At 73.5% G+C, this 18,351-nt stretch carries 18 protein-coding genes; 12 read left to right on the plus strand and 6 right to left on the minus strand.

All coding sequences use genetic code 11. The features are described from left to right. Positions 1–262 precede the first annotated feature (262 nt). Positions 263–442 carry a YegP family protein gene (locus tag ACFPK1_RS01565; protein WP_378019130.1) on the minus strand — a complete coding sequence of 60 codons (180 nt, stop codon included), beginning with the start codon at positions 440–442 and terminating at the stop codon, positions 263–265. Between the two features lie 146 nt (positions 443–588). On the opposite strand from ACFPK1_RS01565, the gene ACFPK1_RS01570 reads away from it, so the two are divergent. Then, on the plus strand, positions 589–1,785 hold the full coding sequence (locus tag ACFPK1_RS01570; protein WP_378019131.1) for an acyl-CoA dehydrogenase family protein: 1,197 nt from the start codon (positions 589–591) through the stop codon (positions 1,783–1,785). A 38-nt stretch (positions 1,786–1,823) separates the two neighbouring features. Here the strand turns inward: ACFPK1_RS01570 and ACFPK1_RS01575 are convergent, their stop codons facing one another. Next, on the minus strand, positions 1,824–3,173 hold the full coding sequence (locus ACFPK1_RS01575) for a cytochrome P450 (RefSeq protein ID WP_378019132.1): 1,350 nt from the start codon (positions 3,171–3,173) through the stop codon (positions 1,824–1,826). 67 nt (positions 3,174–3,240) lie between these two features. On the opposite strand from ACFPK1_RS01575, the gene ACFPK1_RS01580 reads away from it, so the two are divergent. From ACFPK1_RS01580 to ACFPK1_RS01600, 5 genes are all read left to right on the plus strand, one after another. Beyond that, positions 3,241–3,693: an SRPBCC family protein gene (locus ACFPK1_RS01580; protein WP_378019133.1), complete on the plus strand. Its 453-nt coding sequence runs from the start codon at positions 3,241–3,243 to the stop codon at positions 3,691–3,693. Positions 3,694–3,696: 3 nt separating this feature from the next. Beyond that, positions 3,697–4,233, plus strand: coding sequence for a metallophosphoesterase family protein (locus ACFPK1_RS01585; RefSeq protein WP_378019134.1), 537 nt, complete (start codon positions 3,697–3,699; stop codon positions 4,231–4,233). A gap of 342 nt (positions 4,234–4,575) precedes the next feature. Beyond that, the gene (locus tag ACFPK1_RS01590) at positions 4,576–7,479 is read left to right on the plus strand and encodes a glycosyltransferase family 2 protein (protein WP_378019135.1); all 2,904 of its coding nucleotides are present in this window, start codon (positions 4,576–4,578) and stop codon (positions 7,477–7,479) included. Then, the gene (glxA, locus tag ACFPK1_RS01595; RefSeq protein WP_465252213.1) at positions 7,476–9,434 is read left to right on the plus strand and encodes a radical copper oxidase GlxA; all 1,959 of its coding nucleotides are present in this window, start codon (positions 7,476–7,478) and stop codon (positions 9,432–9,434) included. Before ACFPK1_RS01590 ends, glxA begins: the two co-directional genes overlap by 4 nt. A gap of 226 nt (positions 9,435–9,660) precedes the next feature. Next, positions 9,661–10,698: a glycoside hydrolase family 6 protein gene (locus tag ACFPK1_RS01600; RefSeq protein ID WP_378019136.1), complete on the plus strand. Its 1,038-nt coding sequence runs from the start codon at positions 9,661–9,663 to the stop codon at positions 10,696–10,698. A gap of 55 nt (positions 10,699–10,753) precedes the next feature. Here ACFPK1_RS01600 and ACFPK1_RS01605 read toward each other — a convergent pair whose 3' ends face one another. From ACFPK1_RS01605 to ACFPK1_RS01615, 3 genes are all read right to left on the minus strand, one after another. After that, positions 10,754–11,605 carry an NAD(P)-dependent oxidoreductase gene (locus ACFPK1_RS01605; protein WP_378019137.1) on the minus strand — a complete coding sequence of 284 codons (852 nt, stop codon included), beginning with the start codon at positions 11,603–11,605 and terminating at the stop codon, positions 10,754–10,756. Between the two features lie 9 nt (positions 11,606–11,614). Further along, entirely contained in the window at positions 11,615–12,187 is a 573-nt protein-coding gene (locus ACFPK1_RS01610) for a peroxidase-related enzyme (protein ID WP_378019138.1), read from the minus strand. A 100-nt stretch (positions 12,188–12,287) separates the two neighbouring features. Continuing rightward, a complete protein-coding gene (locus tag ACFPK1_RS01615; protein ID WP_378019139.1) occupies positions 12,288–12,752 on the minus strand; it encodes a hypothetical protein in 465 nt (154 codons plus the stop codon). 180 nt (positions 12,753–12,932) lie between these two features. Between ACFPK1_RS01615 and ACFPK1_RS01620 the strand changes: the two genes are divergently transcribed. The 5 genes from ACFPK1_RS01620 to ACFPK1_RS01640 all read left to right on the plus strand — a co-directional run bounded on the left by ACFPK1_RS01620 (position 12,933) and on the right by ACFPK1_RS01640 (position 17,336). Continuing rightward, positions 12,933–13,271, plus strand: a complete 339-nt coding sequence (locus ACFPK1_RS01620) for a DUF3024 domain-containing protein (protein ID WP_378019140.1) — start codon at positions 12,933–12,935, stop codon at positions 13,269–13,271. A 10-nt stretch (positions 13,272–13,281) separates the two neighbouring features. Next, positions 13,282–13,899: an NUDIX hydrolase gene (locus ACFPK1_RS01625; RefSeq protein ID WP_378019141.1), complete on the plus strand. Its 618-nt coding sequence runs from the start codon at positions 13,282–13,284 to the stop codon at positions 13,897–13,899. Between the two features lie 135 nt (positions 13,900–14,034). Then, entirely contained in the window at positions 14,035–15,591 is a 1,557-nt protein-coding gene (gene asnB, locus ACFPK1_RS01630) for an asparagine synthase (glutamine-hydrolyzing) (protein ID WP_378019142.1), read from the plus strand. A 97-nt stretch (positions 15,592–15,688) separates the two neighbouring features. Continuing rightward, positions 15,689–16,519 (plus strand): aldo/keto reductase, encoded by an 831-nt coding sequence (locus tag ACFPK1_RS01635; RefSeq protein WP_378019143.1) that lies wholly within the window; start codon positions 15,689–15,691, stop codon positions 16,517–16,519. 187 nt (positions 16,520–16,706) lie between these two features. Beyond that, positions 16,707–17,336 (plus strand): TenA family protein, encoded by a 630-nt coding sequence (locus ACFPK1_RS01640; RefSeq protein ID WP_378019144.1) that lies wholly within the window; start codon positions 16,707–16,709, stop codon positions 17,334–17,336. On the opposite strand, the gene ACFPK1_RS01645 is transcribed toward ACFPK1_RS01640, so the two are convergent. After that, positions 17,337–17,720 (minus strand): HNH endonuclease, encoded by a 384-nt coding sequence (locus ACFPK1_RS01645; RefSeq protein WP_378019145.1) that lies wholly within the window; start codon positions 17,718–17,720, stop codon positions 17,337–17,339. 107 nt (positions 17,721–17,827) lie between these two features. Here ACFPK1_RS01645 and ACFPK1_RS01650 point away from each other — a divergent pair, with 107 nt between their 5' ends. Then, a complete protein-coding gene (locus ACFPK1_RS01650; protein ID WP_378019146.1) occupies positions 17,828–18,322 on the plus strand; it encodes a hypothetical protein in 495 nt (164 codons plus the stop codon). The last annotated feature ends 29 nt before the right edge of the window (positions 18,323–18,351 follow it).

Consider the following 18,351-nt stretch of genomic DNA (forward strand, 5'->3'; position numbering starts at 1 on the left):
GTGGACGACGCCCATCGGGTGTCCACCGTGGTCCGCGGGGGCGCACGGTCGGTGCGGCCACACGGGTGACGCGGGACAGTGGATATACCCCGGCGGTGGGGTGAACGGAACAGGGGGAGCCGTCGATTTTGCGTTGTGGAGCCACAGCCGTCGCTGAACGGCCAGGGAAGCTCGACCGAACGGGCGACACGGGGAGGTCAGCAGGCCCGGTCGGAGCGCGCACCGCGGCGGTCCGAGCGGGCCTGCCGAGCACCCGGTGGGCTCAGACGGTCTCCTCGATGGGCGCGCCGCTGGCGGCCTTCTGGACCGACTCGCAGCCCTTGCGGGCGGCGGCCTTGGTCTCGTAGGCCTCGCCGGACGCGACGATCTGGCCGTTGCTGGCCTTCAGCCGGAACCGGAACTTGCCGGCCTTGTCCTCGTACACCTCGAACTTGCCCGCCATGCTTCCTCCGCTCGTGGTCTGAACGTGCTGGGCACCGGCGGACGTTAGTACGGATGGACGCACGTTCGGCGCATCCGCGGACCTGCGCGCCGGGACGATCTCCGTCGGGTGGCGTGGTGACACACGCCACGGGGAAGGTGGACGCCATGACGGTCGACAGCGAGGGTCCGCTCACCGAGGCACTCGGCACCGACTTCTTCTCGGTGCGCCGGCGGTTCACCGAGGCGCAGTGGGACACCTTCATGGCCGTCCGGCGCTACGTCGACCGCGTCGTGAGCCCGGCCGCCCCCGCCGCCTGGGACGCCGCGGAGATGCCGTGGGAGGTCATCAACGGCCTGCCCGAACTGGGTGTCGTCGGCGACGACATCGAGGGCTACGGCTGCCCGGGGCACGACCCGCTGACGAGCGGGCTGGTCGCCATGGAGCTCGCCCGCGGGGACGGCAGCCTCGCGACGTTCCACGCCGTGCAGTCGGGACTCGCCATGAAGTCGATCGCCATGCTCGGCTCCGAGGAGCAGAAGCAGGAGTTCCTGCCGGCGATGGCCAGGCTCGACCTCATCGGCGCCTTCGGGCTCACCGAGCCCGAGCACGGGTCGGACTCGGTCTCGCTCGAGACGAGCGCGCGCCGTGACGGGGACGACTGGGTGATCGACGGCCGCAAGCGCTGGATCGGCAACGGCAGCATCGCCGGGCGCACCGTCGTCTGGGCCCGCGACGTCGAGACCCGCGCCGTGCTGGGCTTCCTCGTCGACACCACGACGCCCGGCTACGAGGCCGAGATCATCCCGCGCAAGGGGTCCATGCGGTCGGTGTGGCAGGCCGACATCCGCCTCGACGGTGTGCGGGTGCCCGAGCGCGACCGGCTGCCCGGCGCGGAGAGCTTCAAGGACACCGGGCGGGTGCTCGCGACCACGCGCGGCACCTGCGCCTGGATGGCGCTCGGCCACGCGACCGCCGGGTACGACGCCGCGCTGCGCTACGCGCTCGAGCGCAAGCAGTTCGGCAAGCCGCTCGCCGGCATGCAGATCGTCCAGGAGCGCCTGGTGCAGATGCTCGCCGAGCTCACCGGCATGCAGCTCTACTGCATGCAGATCGCCCAGCTCGCCGAGGACGACGACCTGGCGCCGACGATCGCCGGCCTGGCCAAGATGAACAACACCCGCAAGGCCCGCTGGGTGCTCTCGCACGCCCGCGACCTGCTCGGCGGCAACGGCATCCTGCTCGACAACCACGTCGTGCGGCACATGGCCGACATCGAGTCGATCCACACCTTCGAGGGCACCGAGACCATCCAGACCCTCATCGTGGGCCGCGAGATCACGGGCCACAGCGCGTTCACGTGATCAGCTGACGGGCACGTGATCAGCTGACGGGCGCGTGATCAGCTGACGGGCGTCACGGCCGGCTCGAGGCGCACCGGCAGCTCGGCGTACCCGCGCAGGATGCGGGTCGGGCGCCGCCGGGACGGGCCGGCGGGCGCGAGGCGCGGGTGGCGCTCGAACAGGGCCCGCAGTGCGACCTCGCCCTCCATGCGGGCCAGCTGGGCGCCGAGGCAGAAGTGCGCGCCGCTGGAGAACGCCAGGTGCTCCTTCGCGTTCGCGCGCCCGACGTCGAACGTGCCGGGGTCGGTGAACACCCGCGGGTCGCGGTTGGCGCCCGCGAGCACGGTGACGACGAGGTCGCCCGCGGCCAGGGGCTTGCCCGCGATCTCGGTGTCGCACTTCGCCCGGCGCGCGGTGCGCTCCACCGGCGGGTCGAAGCGCAGGATCTCGTCGACGGCGGTCGGCCACAGGTCCGGCTCGGCGGCCAGGCGCTCGCGCTGCTCGGGGTGGGCGAAGAGCTGGCTGGTGCCGTTGCCGATGAGGTTGACCGTGGTCTCGAAGCCGGCGGCGAGCACCAGCAGCGCGGTGGAGACGAGCTCCTGCTCGGACAGGCCGGCGCCGTCGTCGTCGACCTGCCCGACGATGTTCGAGAGCAGGTCGTCGCCGGGCTCGCGGCGCAGCCGGCGCAGGTGCTCGCGCATCCAGTCGTTGAGCGCGGCGAGGTTGCGCTCCATCGACGCGTGCGCCCGGCGGGTGAGCCCCATGTCGAGCGACGTGGCCGCACCGTCGCCCCACGCGAGGAACTGGTCGCGCATCGAGGTGGGCACCCCGAGCATCTCGCTGATCACGGTGACGGGCAGCAGGCTGGCGTAGCGCTCGACGAGGTCGACGGTCAGGTCGCCGGAGGCGTGGGCGGCGCGGTCCATGTCGTCGAGCAGCTCCTGGGCCACCGCGCCGGTGCGCTCGCGCAGGGCGGCGACCCGCTTCGCCGTGAACGCGCGGCTGACGAGCTTGCGGTAGCGCAGGTGGTCCGGCGCGTCGACCGCGAGCATCGAGGGCGGCTCGATCGGGCCGGGGTTGCGCGGCGGGCCGGCGAGCGCGAGGGCCGCCTTGGCGGGCGCGGGCACGACTTCAGTGGGGTGCGTGACGCCGAAGTCGTCGCTGCGCAGCACGGCGGTGGCGACGTCGTGGTGGACGGTCAGCCGGGCGAACGCGCCGGGCGCGAACGGGTAGGAGGCGCGCAGGGTCTCGTAGTGCGGGAACGGGTCGGCCTGCATCGTCGGGTCGAGCAGCAGGCGGGCGTCCGGGTTGCCTGCGCGCACCTGGCGGCGGATCGCCGCGCGCATCAGGCCGTGGGTGGCGCCCCAGCGCAGCGTGGTGCCGAGCGAGGTCAGGGGGTTCACGGACACGGCGGCCTCCCGCGGTCGGTTGGTACGGCTCCGTACCGGCAGCTGGCCGAAACCATACTCGGAGTATGTGTTCGTCGTCCAGGGTCGCCGCGGGTACGTCCCCGCCGTGCAGACGACCCTCCGCGCCACCGGCCCGCTGCCCGCCGACGCGGCGTGGGAGCGCTACGCCGACCTCGACCTCTGGAGCCGGTGGGCCCCGCAGATCTCCGGGGTCGCGGTGGCCGGCGGGCACGCCCGGCGGCTGCACCCCGGCCTGCGCGGCACGGTGCGGGCGGCCGGGCTGGTGCACGTGCCGTTCGAGGTCCTCGCCGTCGACGAGGTGGCGCGGACCTGGTCGTGGCGGGTGCGCATCGGCCCGGTCCGGCTGCACCTCGACCACGGCGTCGACGACCCGCGCCCCGACGACGGCCCGCACGTGGGCGCGCGCACGTGGTTGCGCACCACCGGTCCGGCGGCCGTCGTGCTGCCCTACGCCCCGCTGGCGCTGATCGCGCTGCACTCGCTGCTGCTGGAGCGCTGACGCGTGCGCCTCCTCCTGACCACCGACACCCACCTCACGCCGCGCTACCCGCACCGCGGGCTCCCCGACGAGCTCTGGGACGCCGTCGACGCCGCCGACGTGGTGGTGCACGCCGGCGACTGGATGGACCCCGGGCTGCTCGACGCGTTCGAGGCCCGGGCCGCGCGGCTGGTCGCGTGCTGGGGCAACAACGACGGCGAGGCCCTGCGCGCCCGCCTGCCCGAGACCGCCGTCGCCGACCTCGACGGCCTGCGCCTGGCCGTCACCCACGAGACCGGCGCGGCCGACGGGCGCGAGCGCCGCTGCGACGCGCGGTTCGGGCCCGGGAGCGAGACCCCGGTCGACGTCCTCGTCTTCGGGCACAGCCACATCCCCTGGGACTCGACGACCCCGGGCGGCGTGCGGCTGCTCAACCCCGGCTCGCCCACCGAGCGGCGGCGCCAGCCGGCCTGCACCTACATGACCGCCGAGGTGCGCGACGGCGCGCTGACCGCCGTGCGGCGCCACGACCTGCCACCCGCGGCCGCCCGCCGTTCCTGACGTACTACTGTGCGTCATCGTGACCGGACGGGTGATCGTGGGCGTGGTGTCCGTGTCAGGTCCCCCGGTCGGGCGAGTATTCAGCGATGCTGCTGGTCGTGGACAACGGGACGGACGAACAACCGTCCCCCTCCATGAGCACGGTGGGTGATGCCCTTACCGTTTCCGTGGCCGGTGGAACACCAGCGGTCCTCGGACGACCGATGACCGGACAGGAGGACGGGGCGTCGGCGGTACCGCCTCCTCGCGGGTCCGCGAGGGGCAGGACGACGACGGGAGGCTCGTGACGATCGCCGGTGCGGTGTGGTCGGTGCAGTCGCGAGGATCGAGACGAAACGGCCGATGACCCTTCTTGCCGAGCGACCCCCGGACGAGGTCGACGAGTCAGAACTCGTCGTCGGCCGTCGTATCCAGGAGTTCTCCCAGCTGGCGGGGCCGATCCGTGAACCGGATCCCGCCGATGGCCCCTACCGCGTCGCCTACCGGGGCGTCGACGCGGTGCACGGTCGTGGCCGCGTGGCCCGGTCCCTGCTCGTCGCCGGCCTGAACTTCGCCTTCGAGGCGCTCTTCTTCCTCTGGCTGCTGCACCCCTCGCACCGCCCGCCGGTGATCGGGTCCGACTTCGCGATCTACGCCAACTGGGTCGTCATCGGGTCGATCGGGCTCATGGAGCTCCTGCGGCTGATCAACGTGCTGTCGCTGTCGCTGGCCTCGGTCATCGCGCGCGACCCCGTGCCCGTGCCGCCCGAGCCCGACCGGCGCATCGCGTTCCTCACCACGATCGTCCCCAGCAAGGAACCGATCGACGTCGTGCGCGGGACGCTGCAGGCCGCGCTGCGCATCCAGTACGACGGCATCCTCGACGTCTGGATCCTCGACGAGGGCGACGACGACGAGGTCAAGGCCATGTGCCGCGAGCTCGGGGTCAACCACTTCACCCGCAAGGGCATCGGCAAGTACAACCAGCGCAAGGGCGCCTTCAAGGCGAAGACCAAGCACGGCAACTACAACGCCTGGGTCGCCGAGCACGGTGACTCGTACGAGGTCTTCCTCTCGGTCGACCCCGACCACGTGCCGCTGCCGAACTACGCCGAGCGCATCCTCGGGTACTTCCGCGACCCCGACGTCGCCTACGTCGTCGGCCCGCAGTGCTACGCGAACGACGAGACGTTCGTGACCCGCGCCGCGGAGTCCCAGCAGTTCCCGTTCCACTCCCTGATCCAGCGCGCGGCCAACCGCTACAACGCCGCGATGCTGGTCGGCACCAACAACGCGATCCGCATCAGCGCCCTGCAGGGCATCGGCGGCCTGTCCGACTCGATCACCGAGGACATGGCCACCGGCCTGAAGTTCCACACGCGCCGCAACCCGGCGTCGCGGCGGCGCTGGAAGTCGGTCTACACGCCCGACGTGCTCGCCGTCGGCGAGGGCCCGTCGTCGTGGGGCGACTTCTTCAGCCAGCAGATGCGCTGGTCGCGCGGCACCTTCGAGGTGCTGCTCAAGGAGATGTGGCTGCGCCTGCCGCGCCTGTCGCCGGGCCGCGCCCTGCACTACATCCTGATCACGACCTTCTACCCGTCGATGGCGATCGGCTGGGTGCTCGGGGCGGTCAACGCCTGCCTCTTCCTCGCCCTGGGCGTCCAGGGCGTGGTCGTGCCGGTGCAGCTGTGGCTCGCGCTGTACATCGACGCGACGGCGTTCCAGCTCTGGGTCTACCTGCGCAACCGCCGCTACAACGTCAGCCCCTACGAGGCCGAGGGCAGCTCGGGCGTCAAGGGCATGCTCATGTCGATCTTCGCGGCGCCGATCTTCGCAGCGTCGCTGATCGCCACGATGCTGCGCCTGCCCGCGCGGTTCGTCGTCACGCCGAAGGGCCTGTCCTCGAGCGCGGACCACATCCTGACGTTCCGGCGCCACCTGCAGTGGGCGGCGCTGCTCATCGGCGCGATCGTGCTGGCGATCATCCAGGGCTACGCCACCCCGGCGGTGCTGCTCTGGCCCGCCGTGGCGCTCGCCTCCTGCCTCGCGCCGCCGATCCTGTGCCTCGTCGAGCGCATCGTCGGGCGTCAGCCCGCGATCGAGTCGGCGCCCGTGCTCGCCGACGGCCGCTCGGGGGTCACCACCGAGTCCCTCGAGCGCGCGGCCCTCGACGCGCTGCTCGCCGCGGGCAGCGCGACGCGCCGCTCGCCGCGCGCGGACAGCGAGCCCGCCGCCGTCCCCGCGGGCGCCGCCGCCCTCGAGGGCGACCTGCCCCCGGGCTGGGTGCGGACCTCCTCGCTCGCGAGCCGCCAGCGCGACGCCGCCCCCTCGCCGGCACCGCGCCCGGCGCGCCACGAGGAGCGGCCCACGCCGGGACGCCGGCGCGCGCCGGAGGACGGCCGGGGCGTCGACCCGGCGCCGTCGCCGGGGCCGCGTGACCGGCGCCGCCCCGCCGCCCCCGCCGCCGGGCAGCAGCCGGGCCAGCCCGGGCCGTCGCCCGCCCCCCGGCCGACCCCGCACCCGGGCGCCGCGCCCCAGCCGGGTCAGCCGGGCCAGCACCAGCCGGGCCAGCACCAGCCGGGTCAGCCGGGCCAGCACCAGCCGGGCCAGCCCGGTCCGCGCCCCACCGGGCGGCCGCCGGTGCCGGGCGCGGTCCCGCCGCCCCCGGCTCCGACCCCGCCCGGGTCGCGGCCCCGTCCGACGCCCACGCCGCGTCCCGCGCCGAGCCCGTTCGCGGCGCCGGGTCAGCGTCCCGGCGAGCGGCCCGGGGACCGGCCCGCCGACCGTCCCGCGGCCGCCGAGCAGGGGGGCCGGTACGTGGCGCCCGCGGCGGAGCACCAGGGCCCGCCGCGCCCCGGCGCCCCGCGCCCGGAGGCGCGCCCCGACGGGGCGACCGGTCGCCCGACCCCGCCGTCGCCGACCCCCACGCCCTCGCCGACGCCCCGTCCGGACGAGACGCGCACCCGCGGTCCGCGTCCCGGTCCGCGCCGCGAGCACCCCCCGATGCTGCTGTCCTCGGCGGCCGAGCTCGACGCCGACGGCGGCCAGCCGGTGATCCCGGTCTCGGCGGGGTCTAGCATCAGTAACGAATCGGCAAAGCGACACGACGGACGAGACGGTGGGACCCGCGCGTCCGACGCTGTCTCGGTGAACGCCCCGACGGTCGCGGTCCGCGTGGTGGCGCTGGCCGCGGTGGCCGGACCCGCCGAGCGCTCCGGTGCCGGGGTGCCGCCGGACCTCGAAGGGCGACGAACGGAGGCGAGTTGATCGGGCAGGGACTGACCAGACGGGTCAAGCGATTCCTGCTCCTCGTCATCGTCCCGGCCGTGATGCTCGGTGTGAACGTCCCGCCCGCGTGGGCGTGGTTCTCCGAGCTCCGGCACCAGCGGCTGATCAACAGCCAGGAGTACAAGGAACAGTTCGGCAAGTGGGACGTCCTGGAGCTGCCGGACGACCAGAAGGTCAACGCGATCCACGCCGCGGTGCTGCCGACCGGGCGCATCCTCCTCATCGCCGGCTCCGGCAACAAGGAGGACATGTTCAACGCGGGGACGTTCAAGAGCCTCGTGTACGACCCGGCGACCGGCCGTAGCCGCGTGGTCCCCACCCCGGACGACATGTTCTGCTCCGGGCACACGTTCCTCGCGTCGGGCAACCTGCTCGTCGCTGGCGGCACCCAGCGCTACGAGCGCCTCGACGGCGCGGTCACCAACGCGGGCGGCGGTGTGATCGTCAAGAACGAGGACCCGGACTCGGCGCCGATCCCGTTCCCCGCCGGCACGGAGTTCCGCTCGCCCGAGGGCCTGGTCTACCGCGCCACGCACCCGTTCACCGTCGAGCCGGCCACCAAGGTCGCCACGCGCCGCGGCGCGACGGTCACCGCCAGCGAGACCACCGTGTTCGCCGAGGCCGTCGAGCCGGGGCCCGGGTACGTGTTCGAGGGCCCGCGCCAGTACTCGGTCAGCGGCGTGCCCGCCGCGGACGCGCAGAACGTCTACGCGCTGGGCCAGGCGATGACCCTGAAGAAGCAGAACTACCAGGGCATCGAGCAGAGCTTCGAGTTCAACCCGTACACCGAGACCTACGAGCGCGTGGGCGACATGGAGTTCAAGCGCTGGTACCCGACGCTGACCGGGCTCGCCAACGGCACCGTCCTGGCGATGTCGGGTCTCGACGGCACCGGCGAGATCCTCAACGGGCAGAACGAGATCTACGACCCGGCGACGCGGACCTGGCGCGAGCGCAAGGACCTCACCCAGTACTTCCCGAGCTACCCCGCGGTCTTCCAGACCGCGCGCGAGGACGTGCTGTTCTACTCCGGCGCGAACTCCGGGTACGGGCCGGCCGAGGCGGGCCGCGTCCCCGGGTTCTGGAACCTGGAGAACAACATCCTCACGCCGATCCCGGGCATGCGTGACCCGGACCTGCTGGAGACGGCGGGCTCGGCGTGGGCGGGCCCGGTGCAGGACCAGCGGATCGCGGTGGTCGGCGGCGGCGGTGTCGGCGAGAGCCCGCGCTCGACCGCGCGGATCGACACCATCGACCTCGACAGCCCGAACCCGACCTGGCAGCCGGGCCCGATGCTGCCCGAGGGCACCCGCTACCCGAACCTCACGACGCTGCCCGACGACACGATGCTGATCAGCAACGGGTCGCGGGACTACCGCGGCAAGGGCGACACCAACAACCACAACGCCCGCATCTACCGGCCGCAGACCAACACCCTCGACTACGCCGCCGACCCCGCGGTGGGCCGGAACTACCACTCGGCGAGCATGCTGCTGCCCGACGGCCGCGTGATGACCGTGGGTTCGGACCCGCTGTTCAACGACCTCGCGAACACCATCCCGGGCACGTTCGAGCAGCGGATCGAGATCTACACGCCGCCGTACCTGTTCCGGGGCCCGCAGCCGCAGGTCTCCGACGCGCCGCCCCGGGCCGCCCTCGGCGACACCGTCTCGGTGGCGAGCCCCGACGCGGCACGCATCCAGAGCGCGCGGCTCATGGCGCCGATGGCGTCCACGCACGTCACCGACACCCACCAGCGCTCGATCGCGCTGGACATGACCAAGCAGGACGGCGGCGTGTCGGTCACGCTGCCGCGGGACCGGGCGATCGCCCCGCCGGGGCGCTACATGCTCTTCCTGCTCGACGACCGCGGGGTGCCCTCGGTGGGCCGCTGGATCGAGGTGCCCGAGCCGGGACGCGCGGAGGCCGCGTGACGTCGGTCGCGTCCGCGACCGCCGGCCGGGCCGTCGGGCGGCACGGCGTCGAGGGCGAGCCGCCGAGCGGACGCCGGAGGGCGGCGGGCGGTCGCGACCCCCACACGGGCTCCACGGGGTGGCCTGGCAGCCTGACTCCGTACGGACGAGTGCCGGGGCGTGACACGGCACGGGACAGGGCCGCACCAGACACGGCCGCACGAGACACCGGAGCAGGACGGGATCGATGAAGCAGGACACGCACCGCGGGGCCGGACGGTTGACGAGGACACGGCTCGCGGCGGGCGCACTGGTCGCGATCGCCGCGCTGGGGCTCTCGGCGTGCTCCGGCGGCGACTCGGGCGGCGGGTCCGAGGGCGGCGCGCCGGTCCCCCCGGCCGCGTCCGAGTTCTGGGTCGACCCCGCCTCGTCGGCGGCCCGCCAGGTCGAGCAGTGGCGCTCCGAGGGACGCACAGAGGACGCGGCCGCGCTCGAGAAGATCGCGCGCCAGCCCGTCGCGATCTGGCCGACCGGCGAGACCGGCGGCGTCGAGGGCGAGGTGGCCGGCGTCGTGTCGCAGGCCCGCGCGGCCGGCCGCACGCCCGTGCTCACCGCGTACAACATCCCCAACCGCGACTGCGGCCTGTACTCCAGCGGCGGCGCGGAGAACGAGGACCAGTACCGCGAGTGGCTCGACGCCTTCGCCCGCGGCATGGGCGGTCAGCGCGCGGTCGTGGTGCTCGAGCCCGACGCCCTGCCCCAGACGCTCACCAACTGCGAGGGCGAGGGCGAGCAGGAGGGCCGCGAGGAGCTGCTCTCCGAGGCGGTCCGGACCCTGTCCCGCGCCGGCGGCGAGGTCTACATCGACGCCGGCAACCCCGGCTTCGTCACCGACACCGGCAAGCTCGTCGACGGGCTGCGCAAGTCCGGGGTCGACCAGGCGGCGGGCTTCGCGCTCAACGTCTCGAACTTCATGAACACCCAGCAGGTGCAGGCCTACGGCGACCGCGTCTCCGACCAGCTCGGCGGCGCCCGCTACGTCGTCGACACCAGCCGCAACGGCAACGGCAGCTACGACGGGCCCGAGCAGCCGTCGTGGTGCAACCCGCCGGGCCGCGCGCTGGGCACCCCGCCCACCCGCGACACCGGCTCGCCCCAGGTGGCCGCCTACCTGTGGGTCAAGGAGCCGGGCGACTCCGACGGCGAGTGCCGCGGCGCCCCGGCGGCCGGTGACTTCTGGCCCCAGTACGCCCTCGACCTCGCCAACAACACGCCCGGCGCCTGACGGCATGTGAGCGAACTTCGGGGCTATAGCCCCGAAGTTCGCTCACATCAGCCGGTCAGTAGGCGTGGACGACGGCGGCCATGTCCTCGCTGCCGTGGCCGTCGGAGGACGCGGCGGCGAGGCGGTCGCGGACCGCGGTGGCGAGCGTGGTGTCCACCCCGGCCTCGCGCAGGGCCGCGGTGATGAGGTCGGTGTCCTTGATGACGCCGTCGAGCTCGAACGAGGGCGAGTAGTCGCCGTCGATCATTGCCTTGCCCTTGAGCTGCACGTACGGCGCGTTCACCGCGCCGCCGTCGACCGCGTCGAGGAACTGCTGGGGGTCCAGGCCCAGCCCGCGGGCGAGCGCGACCGACTGCGCGATGCCGTTGACCATGACGCCGATCCAGGCGTTGATGGCGAGCTTGAGCCGGCTGGCGTCGCCGACGGTCTCGCTCACCCACTGCGTGCGCGTGCCGATCGCGTCGAACACCGGCTGGACCTTCTCCCGCAGCGCCGACGGGCCGGACGCGAGCACCACGAGCTGCCCGTTCTCCGCCGGCGCCTTCGTGCCGAGCATCGGGACGTCGAGGAAGGCGACGCCGGCGTCGCGCGCCAGGGAGGCGAGCCGGTCGGTGCCCTCGATGCCCACCGTGCTGGCCTGCACCCACACCGCGCCGTCGGGGAACCGCGCGAGCACCGGCTCCATCGTCTGCGCCACCGCGTCGGTGTCGAACAGCATGGTGATGACGACGTCGGCGCCGGCGACCGCGTCGGCGGCGGTCCCGGCCACGCGCGCACCGTCGTCGGCGAGGGGCTTCGCCTTGTCGGTGCTGCGGTTCCAGACGGTGACCTCGTGGCCCTCCCGCAGCAGGCTGCGGGTCATGCCCGCGCCCATGATGCCGGTGCCGAGGACTGCGACGGACGTCATGGCCGCGGCCTACCCCCGGGCCTCGCGGCCCATGCCGAAGAACTCGGGATTCGGGCGCAGCGCGGTCAGGTGGGCGAGCCGGTTCGACATGGCGAACAGCGCGGTGATCGCGCCGACGTCCCAGATCTCCTCGTCGGAGAGCCCGGCGTCGCGGGCGGCCTCGAGGTCGTCGTCGGACAGCGACGCCGAGTCCAGCGCGAGGGCGAGCGCGAGGTCGACGATCGCGCGGCGGCGCGGGTCGAGCGCGGCGCCGTAGGGGTTGATGCCGACCTGGTCGGCGATCTCGGGGTCCTTGCTCCGGATGCGCAGGATCGCGCCGTGGGCGACGACGCAGTAGGTGCAGTGGTTGGCGCCCGACGTCGCGACGATCACCAGCTCGCGCTCGGCCTTCGACAGCGGCGAGTCCCGCTCCATGAGCGCGTCGTGGTAGTCGAGGAACGCCCGCAGCTCGGCCGGCCGGTGCCCGAGCGCCCGGAAGATGTTCGGGACGAAGCCGGAGCGCTCGGCGATCGCGCCGACGCGCTCGCGCAGGTCGTCGGGGAGGTCGTCGAGCTCGACGACGGGGAAGCGGCTCACGGTCACTCGCGGACCGTAATCCACGCGGAGCTCGGAGCGCGGCGCCGCACGTCGATATGTCACGCGACGCAGGAGCGTGAGGTGTCGAACCGGCTTGCCGCGACACCTAGCCGGGCGGGCGGAAGCTGATGCCGCAGCGCTGCTGGGTGACCTCCTGGATGCGGGTCACCGCGGGCTGGGCCTCGCGCTGCAGGCGCTCGAGCTCCGGGCGGTCGATCCGGGTGGGGTCGCCGCCGGTCTCCGCGAGCGACGAGAGCGCCTGCTCGGTGAGGTCCTGCACGGTGCGCCACTCGGCGGCGATCTCGGGCGGGGCGGTGCGGACGAGGTCCGCGACCTGGCGCCGCGCCTCGTCGGACGAGGGCAGCACGCCGCGGCCGCCGGCCCCGGGCGCGGCCTGCTCGGTCTGCACGCGGGTGATCGCGTCGCAGTAGGGCTTCACGGCCGGGTCCGGGGTCGCCGGCGCGGCCGAGGCGGCCGGCGCGGTGGCTCCCGCCGGGGCGGGCGTCCCGGCCCCGCCGCCGCACGCCGCGACCCCGAGCACGAGCCCGATGCCGGCCACGGTCCCGGCCACGGCTCGTCCCGCTGTTCCCGCGATCACTGACCGCCCCCTCCGCCGTTCCGGCCCCGACCTCGTCAGCATGCTGGCAGGGTCCGGGCGGCGTTCCCGGACCGGGTGGTGGTCGGACGCCATCGGACTTCCGTGGCGCGGGGCACTCCCGGCCCCCGGGGCGCGCGTGTCAGAGTTGGGGACGTGGAGGTCGCCGACGAACACCGCGCGCTCGTGCGCCAGTGGTGCGCGCGCCGCGTGCCCGATGGGCAGCGCGACCAGGTCCGCATCTCCTACACCGAGCGGGCCGGGCGCATCACCATCTCGGCGCGCCGCGCCCCGGTGTTCCCCGAGCTCGGGACCGGGTGGACCACCGAGCCGCTCGCGCAGCTGCGCCTCGTGCCGGACGAGGAGCGCTGGATCCTGCTCTGGCCCGACTCGAGCGGACGGTGGCACCGCTACCCCGACGAGACGAAGGCGAGCTCGCCCGCCCCGCTGCTCGACATCGTCGACGCCGACCCGACCGGCATCTTCTGGGGATGACCGCCCGCTCATGACCACCGCCACCGCGGCCGACGTGGCCGCGCGCGTCCGGACCCACGACCGCGACGAGCGCCGCGCCGCCGAGCGCCCCGACCTGCGGGCCGCCGCCGTCGCCGTCGTCGTGCTCGACGACCCCGGGCGCGGCCCGGGCGTCCTGCTCACCCGGCGGACGTCGCGGCTGCGCGACCACCCCGGCCAGTTCGCCCTGCCCGGCGGCTCGGTCGACCCCGGCGAGGACGTCGTCACCGCGGCGCGCCGCGAGCTCGACGAGGAGCTCGGGCTGCGCCTCGGCGACGAGGCCGTGCTGGGGCTGCTCGACGACTACCCCACCCGCTCCGGCTTCGTGATCACGCCGGTGGTGATGGCGGCGCGCGGCGCGGTCGCCGACCTGGTGCCCTCGCCCGACGAGGTGTCGGAGCTCTTCCACGTCACGTTCGACGAGCTCGACGTCGACCCGCGATACCTGACGATCGAGGAGTCACCGCGGCCCGTCGTGCAGATGCCGCTCGTCGGTCACTTCGTCCACGCGCCGACCGGCGCGGTCCTGCTGCAGTTCCGCGAGGTCGCCCTCCACGGCCGCTCGACGCGGGTCGACGGGCTCGAGCAGCCCGTCTTCGCCTGGCGGTGACGGATCGAACACGTGGCGTGGAGATCGGGTTGCTTGACCGTTAAGGCCGCGTGACGCAGACCCCGTTGCGGTGCGTGTTCGTCATCGGTCGTGGTTATGTGGAGAGCGACCCCGATACGAGGAACGTGAACACACGTGTGCGGAATCGTCGCCGCCTATGGCGTCATCGACCCCGAGAAGTGTGAGCGGATGCTCGCCCGGATCCACCACCGCGGACCGGACGACACGGGACGGGTGCAGCTGGAGAACGCGTGGCTCGGCCACCAGCGCCTGTCGATCATGGATGTCAGCGGTGGCAAGCAGCCGATCGCCGACGACACCGACTCGGCCTACGTGGTCGGCAACGGTGAGATCTACAACCACGAGGACATCCGCGACGTCCTCTCCGAGGTCCGGTTCGCGACGGACTCGGACACCGAGTCGGCCTTCCGTCTCGTGCTGCGCGACGGCGCCGCGGCGCTGCACGAGGTGCGCGGCATGTTCGCCCTCGCGATGGCCCACACCGACGGGCGCGGCGCCGTCGCGCGCGACCCGATCGGCATCAAGCCGCTGTACTGGGCGCGCCTCGACGGCGTGACGATCTTCGCCAGCGAGCTGCGCGCCTTCGACGTCGAGGACCAGCCGTTCGTCGAGGCCTTCCCGCCCGGGCACGTGTGGACGCCGGACACCACGGGCGACCTCACCGCCGAGGGTGCCCTCGTCCGCTTCGCCGACGCCGTTCCGGTCGAGGTGCGCCCCGTGCGCAACGCCCCGGACAAGCAGTGGACCGAGGAGGACCTCGGCCAGATCCGCGACGTCCTCTCCGACTCGATCCGCCGGCACATGATGAGCGACGTGCCGGTCGGCGTGTTCCTCTCCGGCGGGCTCGACTCCGCGATCGTCGCGGCCGTCGCCGCCAAGGTGGCCGACGAGAAGGGTGAGCGCCTGCCGACCTTCGCGGTCGGCACCGAGGGGTCGGCCGACCTGCTCGCCGCGCGCGCCGTCGCCGAGTTCCTCGGCACCGACCACCACGAGATCGTCCCGACCCCGGACGACCTCGAGGAGGCGCTCGACGAGGCCGTGACGGTCATCGAGCACTTCGACCCGGCGCTCGTGCGCTCGGCGGTGCCCAACCTGCTGCTCGCCCGCGAGGCGGTGAAGCACGTCAAGGTGGTGCTCACCGGCGAGGGCGCCGACGAGCTCTTCGCCGGCTACGAGTACGTCCACGTCGACGAGTTCTCGACGCCGGAGGCCCTGCAGGCCGAGCTCGTCCGGTCGATCGAGTCGCTGCACGAGCTCAACCTGCAGCGCTGCGACCGCACCACGATGAACTACGGCCTCGAGGCCCGCGTGCCGTTCCTCGACGCCACGGTGATGCGCGAGCTGCTCACGCTGCCCGCCGAGTGGAAGCTCAAGATCCACGACCGCGTGGAGAAGCAGCTGCTGCGCGAGGCGTTCGACGGGACGGTGCCCTACGACATCATCTGGCGCGGCAAGGAGCAGTTCGGCGACGGCTCCGGCGCGAAGGACGTGCTCTCCGCGCTCGTCGAGAAGGAGAAGGCCAAGGAGGGCGCGCAGGACGCGGAGCCCCCGACGGTCGAGCACGGCTGGGCCCTGCGCAGCGACGAGGAGATCGCGTACTACCGCACCTGGCACCGCTCGTTCTCCGGCGTGCGCCCCGACCGCACGCTGGGCGCCTTCGCGACGGCCTGACCTGCGGACGTGACCGCCGTGGGGGCGCCGGTGTTCCGGCGCCCACACGGCGGCGCGCCAGAGGTTGAGCGCGGGACGACCGGGGAAACCGCAGCCCATGAGCGATGTCCCCGGAATCGAGCTGAACAACGGCACGGTGATCCCGCAGCTGGGATTCGGTGTGTTCCAGATCGACCCGTCGGACACGGCGGACACGGTCCTGACGGCCTTCGAGGCCGGCTACCGGCACATCGACACCGCGCAGATGTACGGCAACGAGGCCGAGGTCGGCGAGGCCATCGCCAAGTCCGGCCTGAAGCGTGACGAGCTGTGGATCACGACGAAGTGCAACAACTCGAACCACGGCTTCGACGACGCGCAGACCGCGCTGGACGAGAGCCTGCAGAAGCTCGGCCTCGACGCCGTCGACCTCTACCTCATCCACTGGCCGCTGCCCGGCAAGGACCTCTACGTCGAGACGTGGAAGGGCCTCGAGAAGGCGCACCAGGACGGCAAGACGCGCACCATCGGCGTCTCGAACTTCCAGCCGCACCACCTCGACCGCCTGCTCGCGGAGACCGAGACGGTGCCGGCGATCAACCAGATCGAGCTGCACCCGCACATGCAGCAGGCGGCCCTGCGCTCGTACCACGAGCGTCACGGCATCCGTACCGAGGCGTGGAGCCCGATCGGCCAGGGCAAGGGCCTGCTCGACGCCCCGGAGCTGGGCGAGATCGCGCAGGCGCACGGCAAGAGCGCCGCGCAGGTGGTGCTGCGCTGGCACATCCAGATCGGCAACATCATCTTCCCGAAGTCGGTCACGCCCGACCGCATCCGGGAGAACAAGGACATCTTCGACTTCGAGCTGTCCGACGAGGACATGCAGAAGATCGACGGCATGGAGAAGGCCGAGCGCCTCGGGCCCGACCCCGACACGTTCGCCCGCTAGTCGACGTCTCCCGGTCGCGCCACCTCGCGCGGCCGGGATGCCTGAACGCGGCCCGGTCATCGGCGGAAGCCCCCGCCCGCCGATGACCGGGCCGCGCCATGTCCGGGGTCTGCGTGTTGTGTCAGCCTGGCGTCCACGCTGGCGTTGAACGTCAGGAAATCCACCGGCTCGATGGCGAGGAGGTCCCGTGAGCTTCGCCGAGCACCTGCGCGCCGCCACCGCGTCGACGTGGGACGCCGCCGTCGGCCACCGGTTCGTCGCCGAGCTCTGGGCCGGCACGGTCGACGACGCCGTCCTCGCGCGCTACCTCGCCCAGGACGCCCTGTTCCTCGACCGCTTCGTCGCCCTGCTCGGCCAGGCCGTCGCGTCCGCCGACCGCACCGGGCCGCGCCTCGCGATCGCCCGCCAGCTCGGCACGGTGGCGGGCGAGGAGGACGACTACTTCGGCCGCGCCCTCGCGCGGCTCGGGACCCCGCCGACGGTGGAACCGCTGGCGCCCACGCAGGGCTTCCTCGACCTCATGGACGAGGCGCGACGCTCCGGCGCGTACGCCGACGTGCTCACCGTGCTGCTGGTCGCCGAGTGGCTCTACCTCGACTGGGCGTCGCGCCCGCAGCCCTCGCCGCGCGACTGGCTGCACCGCGAGTGGATCGACCTGCACCGCGGCTCGGCGTTCGCCGCGTGGGTCGAGCTGCTGCGCACCGAGACCGACCGGGTCGCCGCGCACGCCGATGCCGCGACCCGCGACCGCATGGCCGAGCTCTTCACCCGCGCCGTCGACCTCGAGCTCGCCTTCTTCGACGCCGCCTACCCGTAGCTACGCCGCGGCCGGCAGGCGCTTGCGCAGGCGCCGCAGCTGGGCGTCCAGGTGGGGCCGCGCCCGCCGCTGCCCCCCGCGCTCGGCGATCGCCGCGACGAGCGAGGTCAGCACCCGCTCGAGGCGCGCCGCGTCGGGCGACCACCCGCGCCGCTCGCACTCCTCGAGCCAGTCGACGGCACCGCGGTGGCCCCGCTCGCCGTTGCAGCGACGGCACGCGGCGACCTCGTTCTCCAGCCACGACGGCCCGCCCTTGACCTTGGGCACGACGTGGTCGGTGGTCGCCGCGACGGCACCGGCGAGCGGGCGCGCGCACCACAGGCAGGTGTCGCCGTCGCGGTCGCGTGCGGCGTCGAGGCGCTCACGGCGTCCGGGCTGTCGCATCCCCTCCAGGATGCCACCGGATGCGCGTCCGGCTCCGGCATGTGCTCGGCGGGTGGGTGCCGACGGCGGAGTGTCCCGGCGCTGATCCACGCCTAGCGTCGGGTGTGATGACCACCAACGGTTCCGCACCCCGTCCCGGCCCGATGAGCAACCAGATCCTGGGCGAGGCGGCCCGGCGCATGCTCCCCGTCCTCGCCGGTCGCGTGCTGGCCGCCGTCACCGACCGGGCCGTCGAGAAGGTCGACGAGCTCGCCGACCGTCTCAGCGAGCGCAGCGGCTCGGAGCCGCGCACGCCGGCGCCCGCCGAGGGCGAGAGCCGCGCGGGCGCGGCGTTCGCGTTCCTCCTGGAGCAGGCGCGCCTGTTCCTCGCCTTCGTCGTGCGCCTCGCCTCCCAGGCCCTGGAGATGCTGCGCCGTGCCACCGAGCGCCTGCGCGAGCGGCGCGCCCCCGAGGGCATCGACGAGGCGCCCGCGCCCGAGGAGATCCCGGCGCCGGAGGACCTCGAGGACGACGAGTTCGAGGACGAGTACGACGACGAGTACGAGGACGACTACGAGGACGACGAGCTCGAGAGCGAGGGCCGCGCCACGGCGGGCGTCTGAGCCGCGCACCATCGGGCATCGTGGAGGGC

The sequence above is a fragment of the Actinomycetospora rhizophila genome (genome assembly GCF_042657905.1).
GTDB lineage: Bacteria > Actinomycetota > Actinomycetes > Mycobacteriales > Pseudonocardiaceae > Actinomycetospora > Actinomycetospora rhizophila.

Coding starts and splice junctions, on each gene's coding strand:
- ACFPK1_RS01600 (WP_378019136.1), top strand. CDS start 9,661: ATGAAGCAGGACACGCACCGCGGGGCCGGACGGTTGACGAGGACACGG.
- ACFPK1_RS01625 (WP_378019141.1), top strand. CDS start 13,282: ATGACCACCGCCACCGCGGCCGACGTGGCCGCGCGCGTCCGGACCCAC.
- ACFPK1_RS01645 (WP_378019145.1), bottom strand. CDS start 17,720: ATGCGACAGCCCGGACGCCGTGAGCGCCTCGACGCCGCACGCGACCGC.
- ACFPK1_RS01565 (WP_378019130.1), bottom strand. CDS start 442: ATGGCGGGCAAGTTCGAGGTGTACGAGGACAAGGCCGGCAAGTTCCGG.
- ACFPK1_RS01590 (WP_378019135.1), top strand. CDS start 4,576: ATGACCCTTCTTGCCGAGCGACCCCCGGACGAGGTCGACGAGTCAGAA.
- ACFPK1_RS01635 (WP_378019143.1), top strand. CDS start 15,689: ATGAGCGATGTCCCCGGAATCGAGCTGAACAACGGCACGGTGATCCCG.
- ACFPK1_RS01570 (WP_378019131.1), top strand. CDS start 589: ATGACGGTCGACAGCGAGGGTCCGCTCACCGAGGCACTCGGCACCGAC.
- ACFPK1_RS01650 (WP_378019146.1), top strand. CDS start 17,828: ATGACCACCAACGGTTCCGCACCCCGTCCCGGCCCGATGAGCAACCAG.
- ACFPK1_RS01605 (WP_378019137.1), bottom strand. CDS start 11,605: ATGACGTCCGTCGCAGTCCTCGGCACCGGCATCATGGGCGCGGGCATG.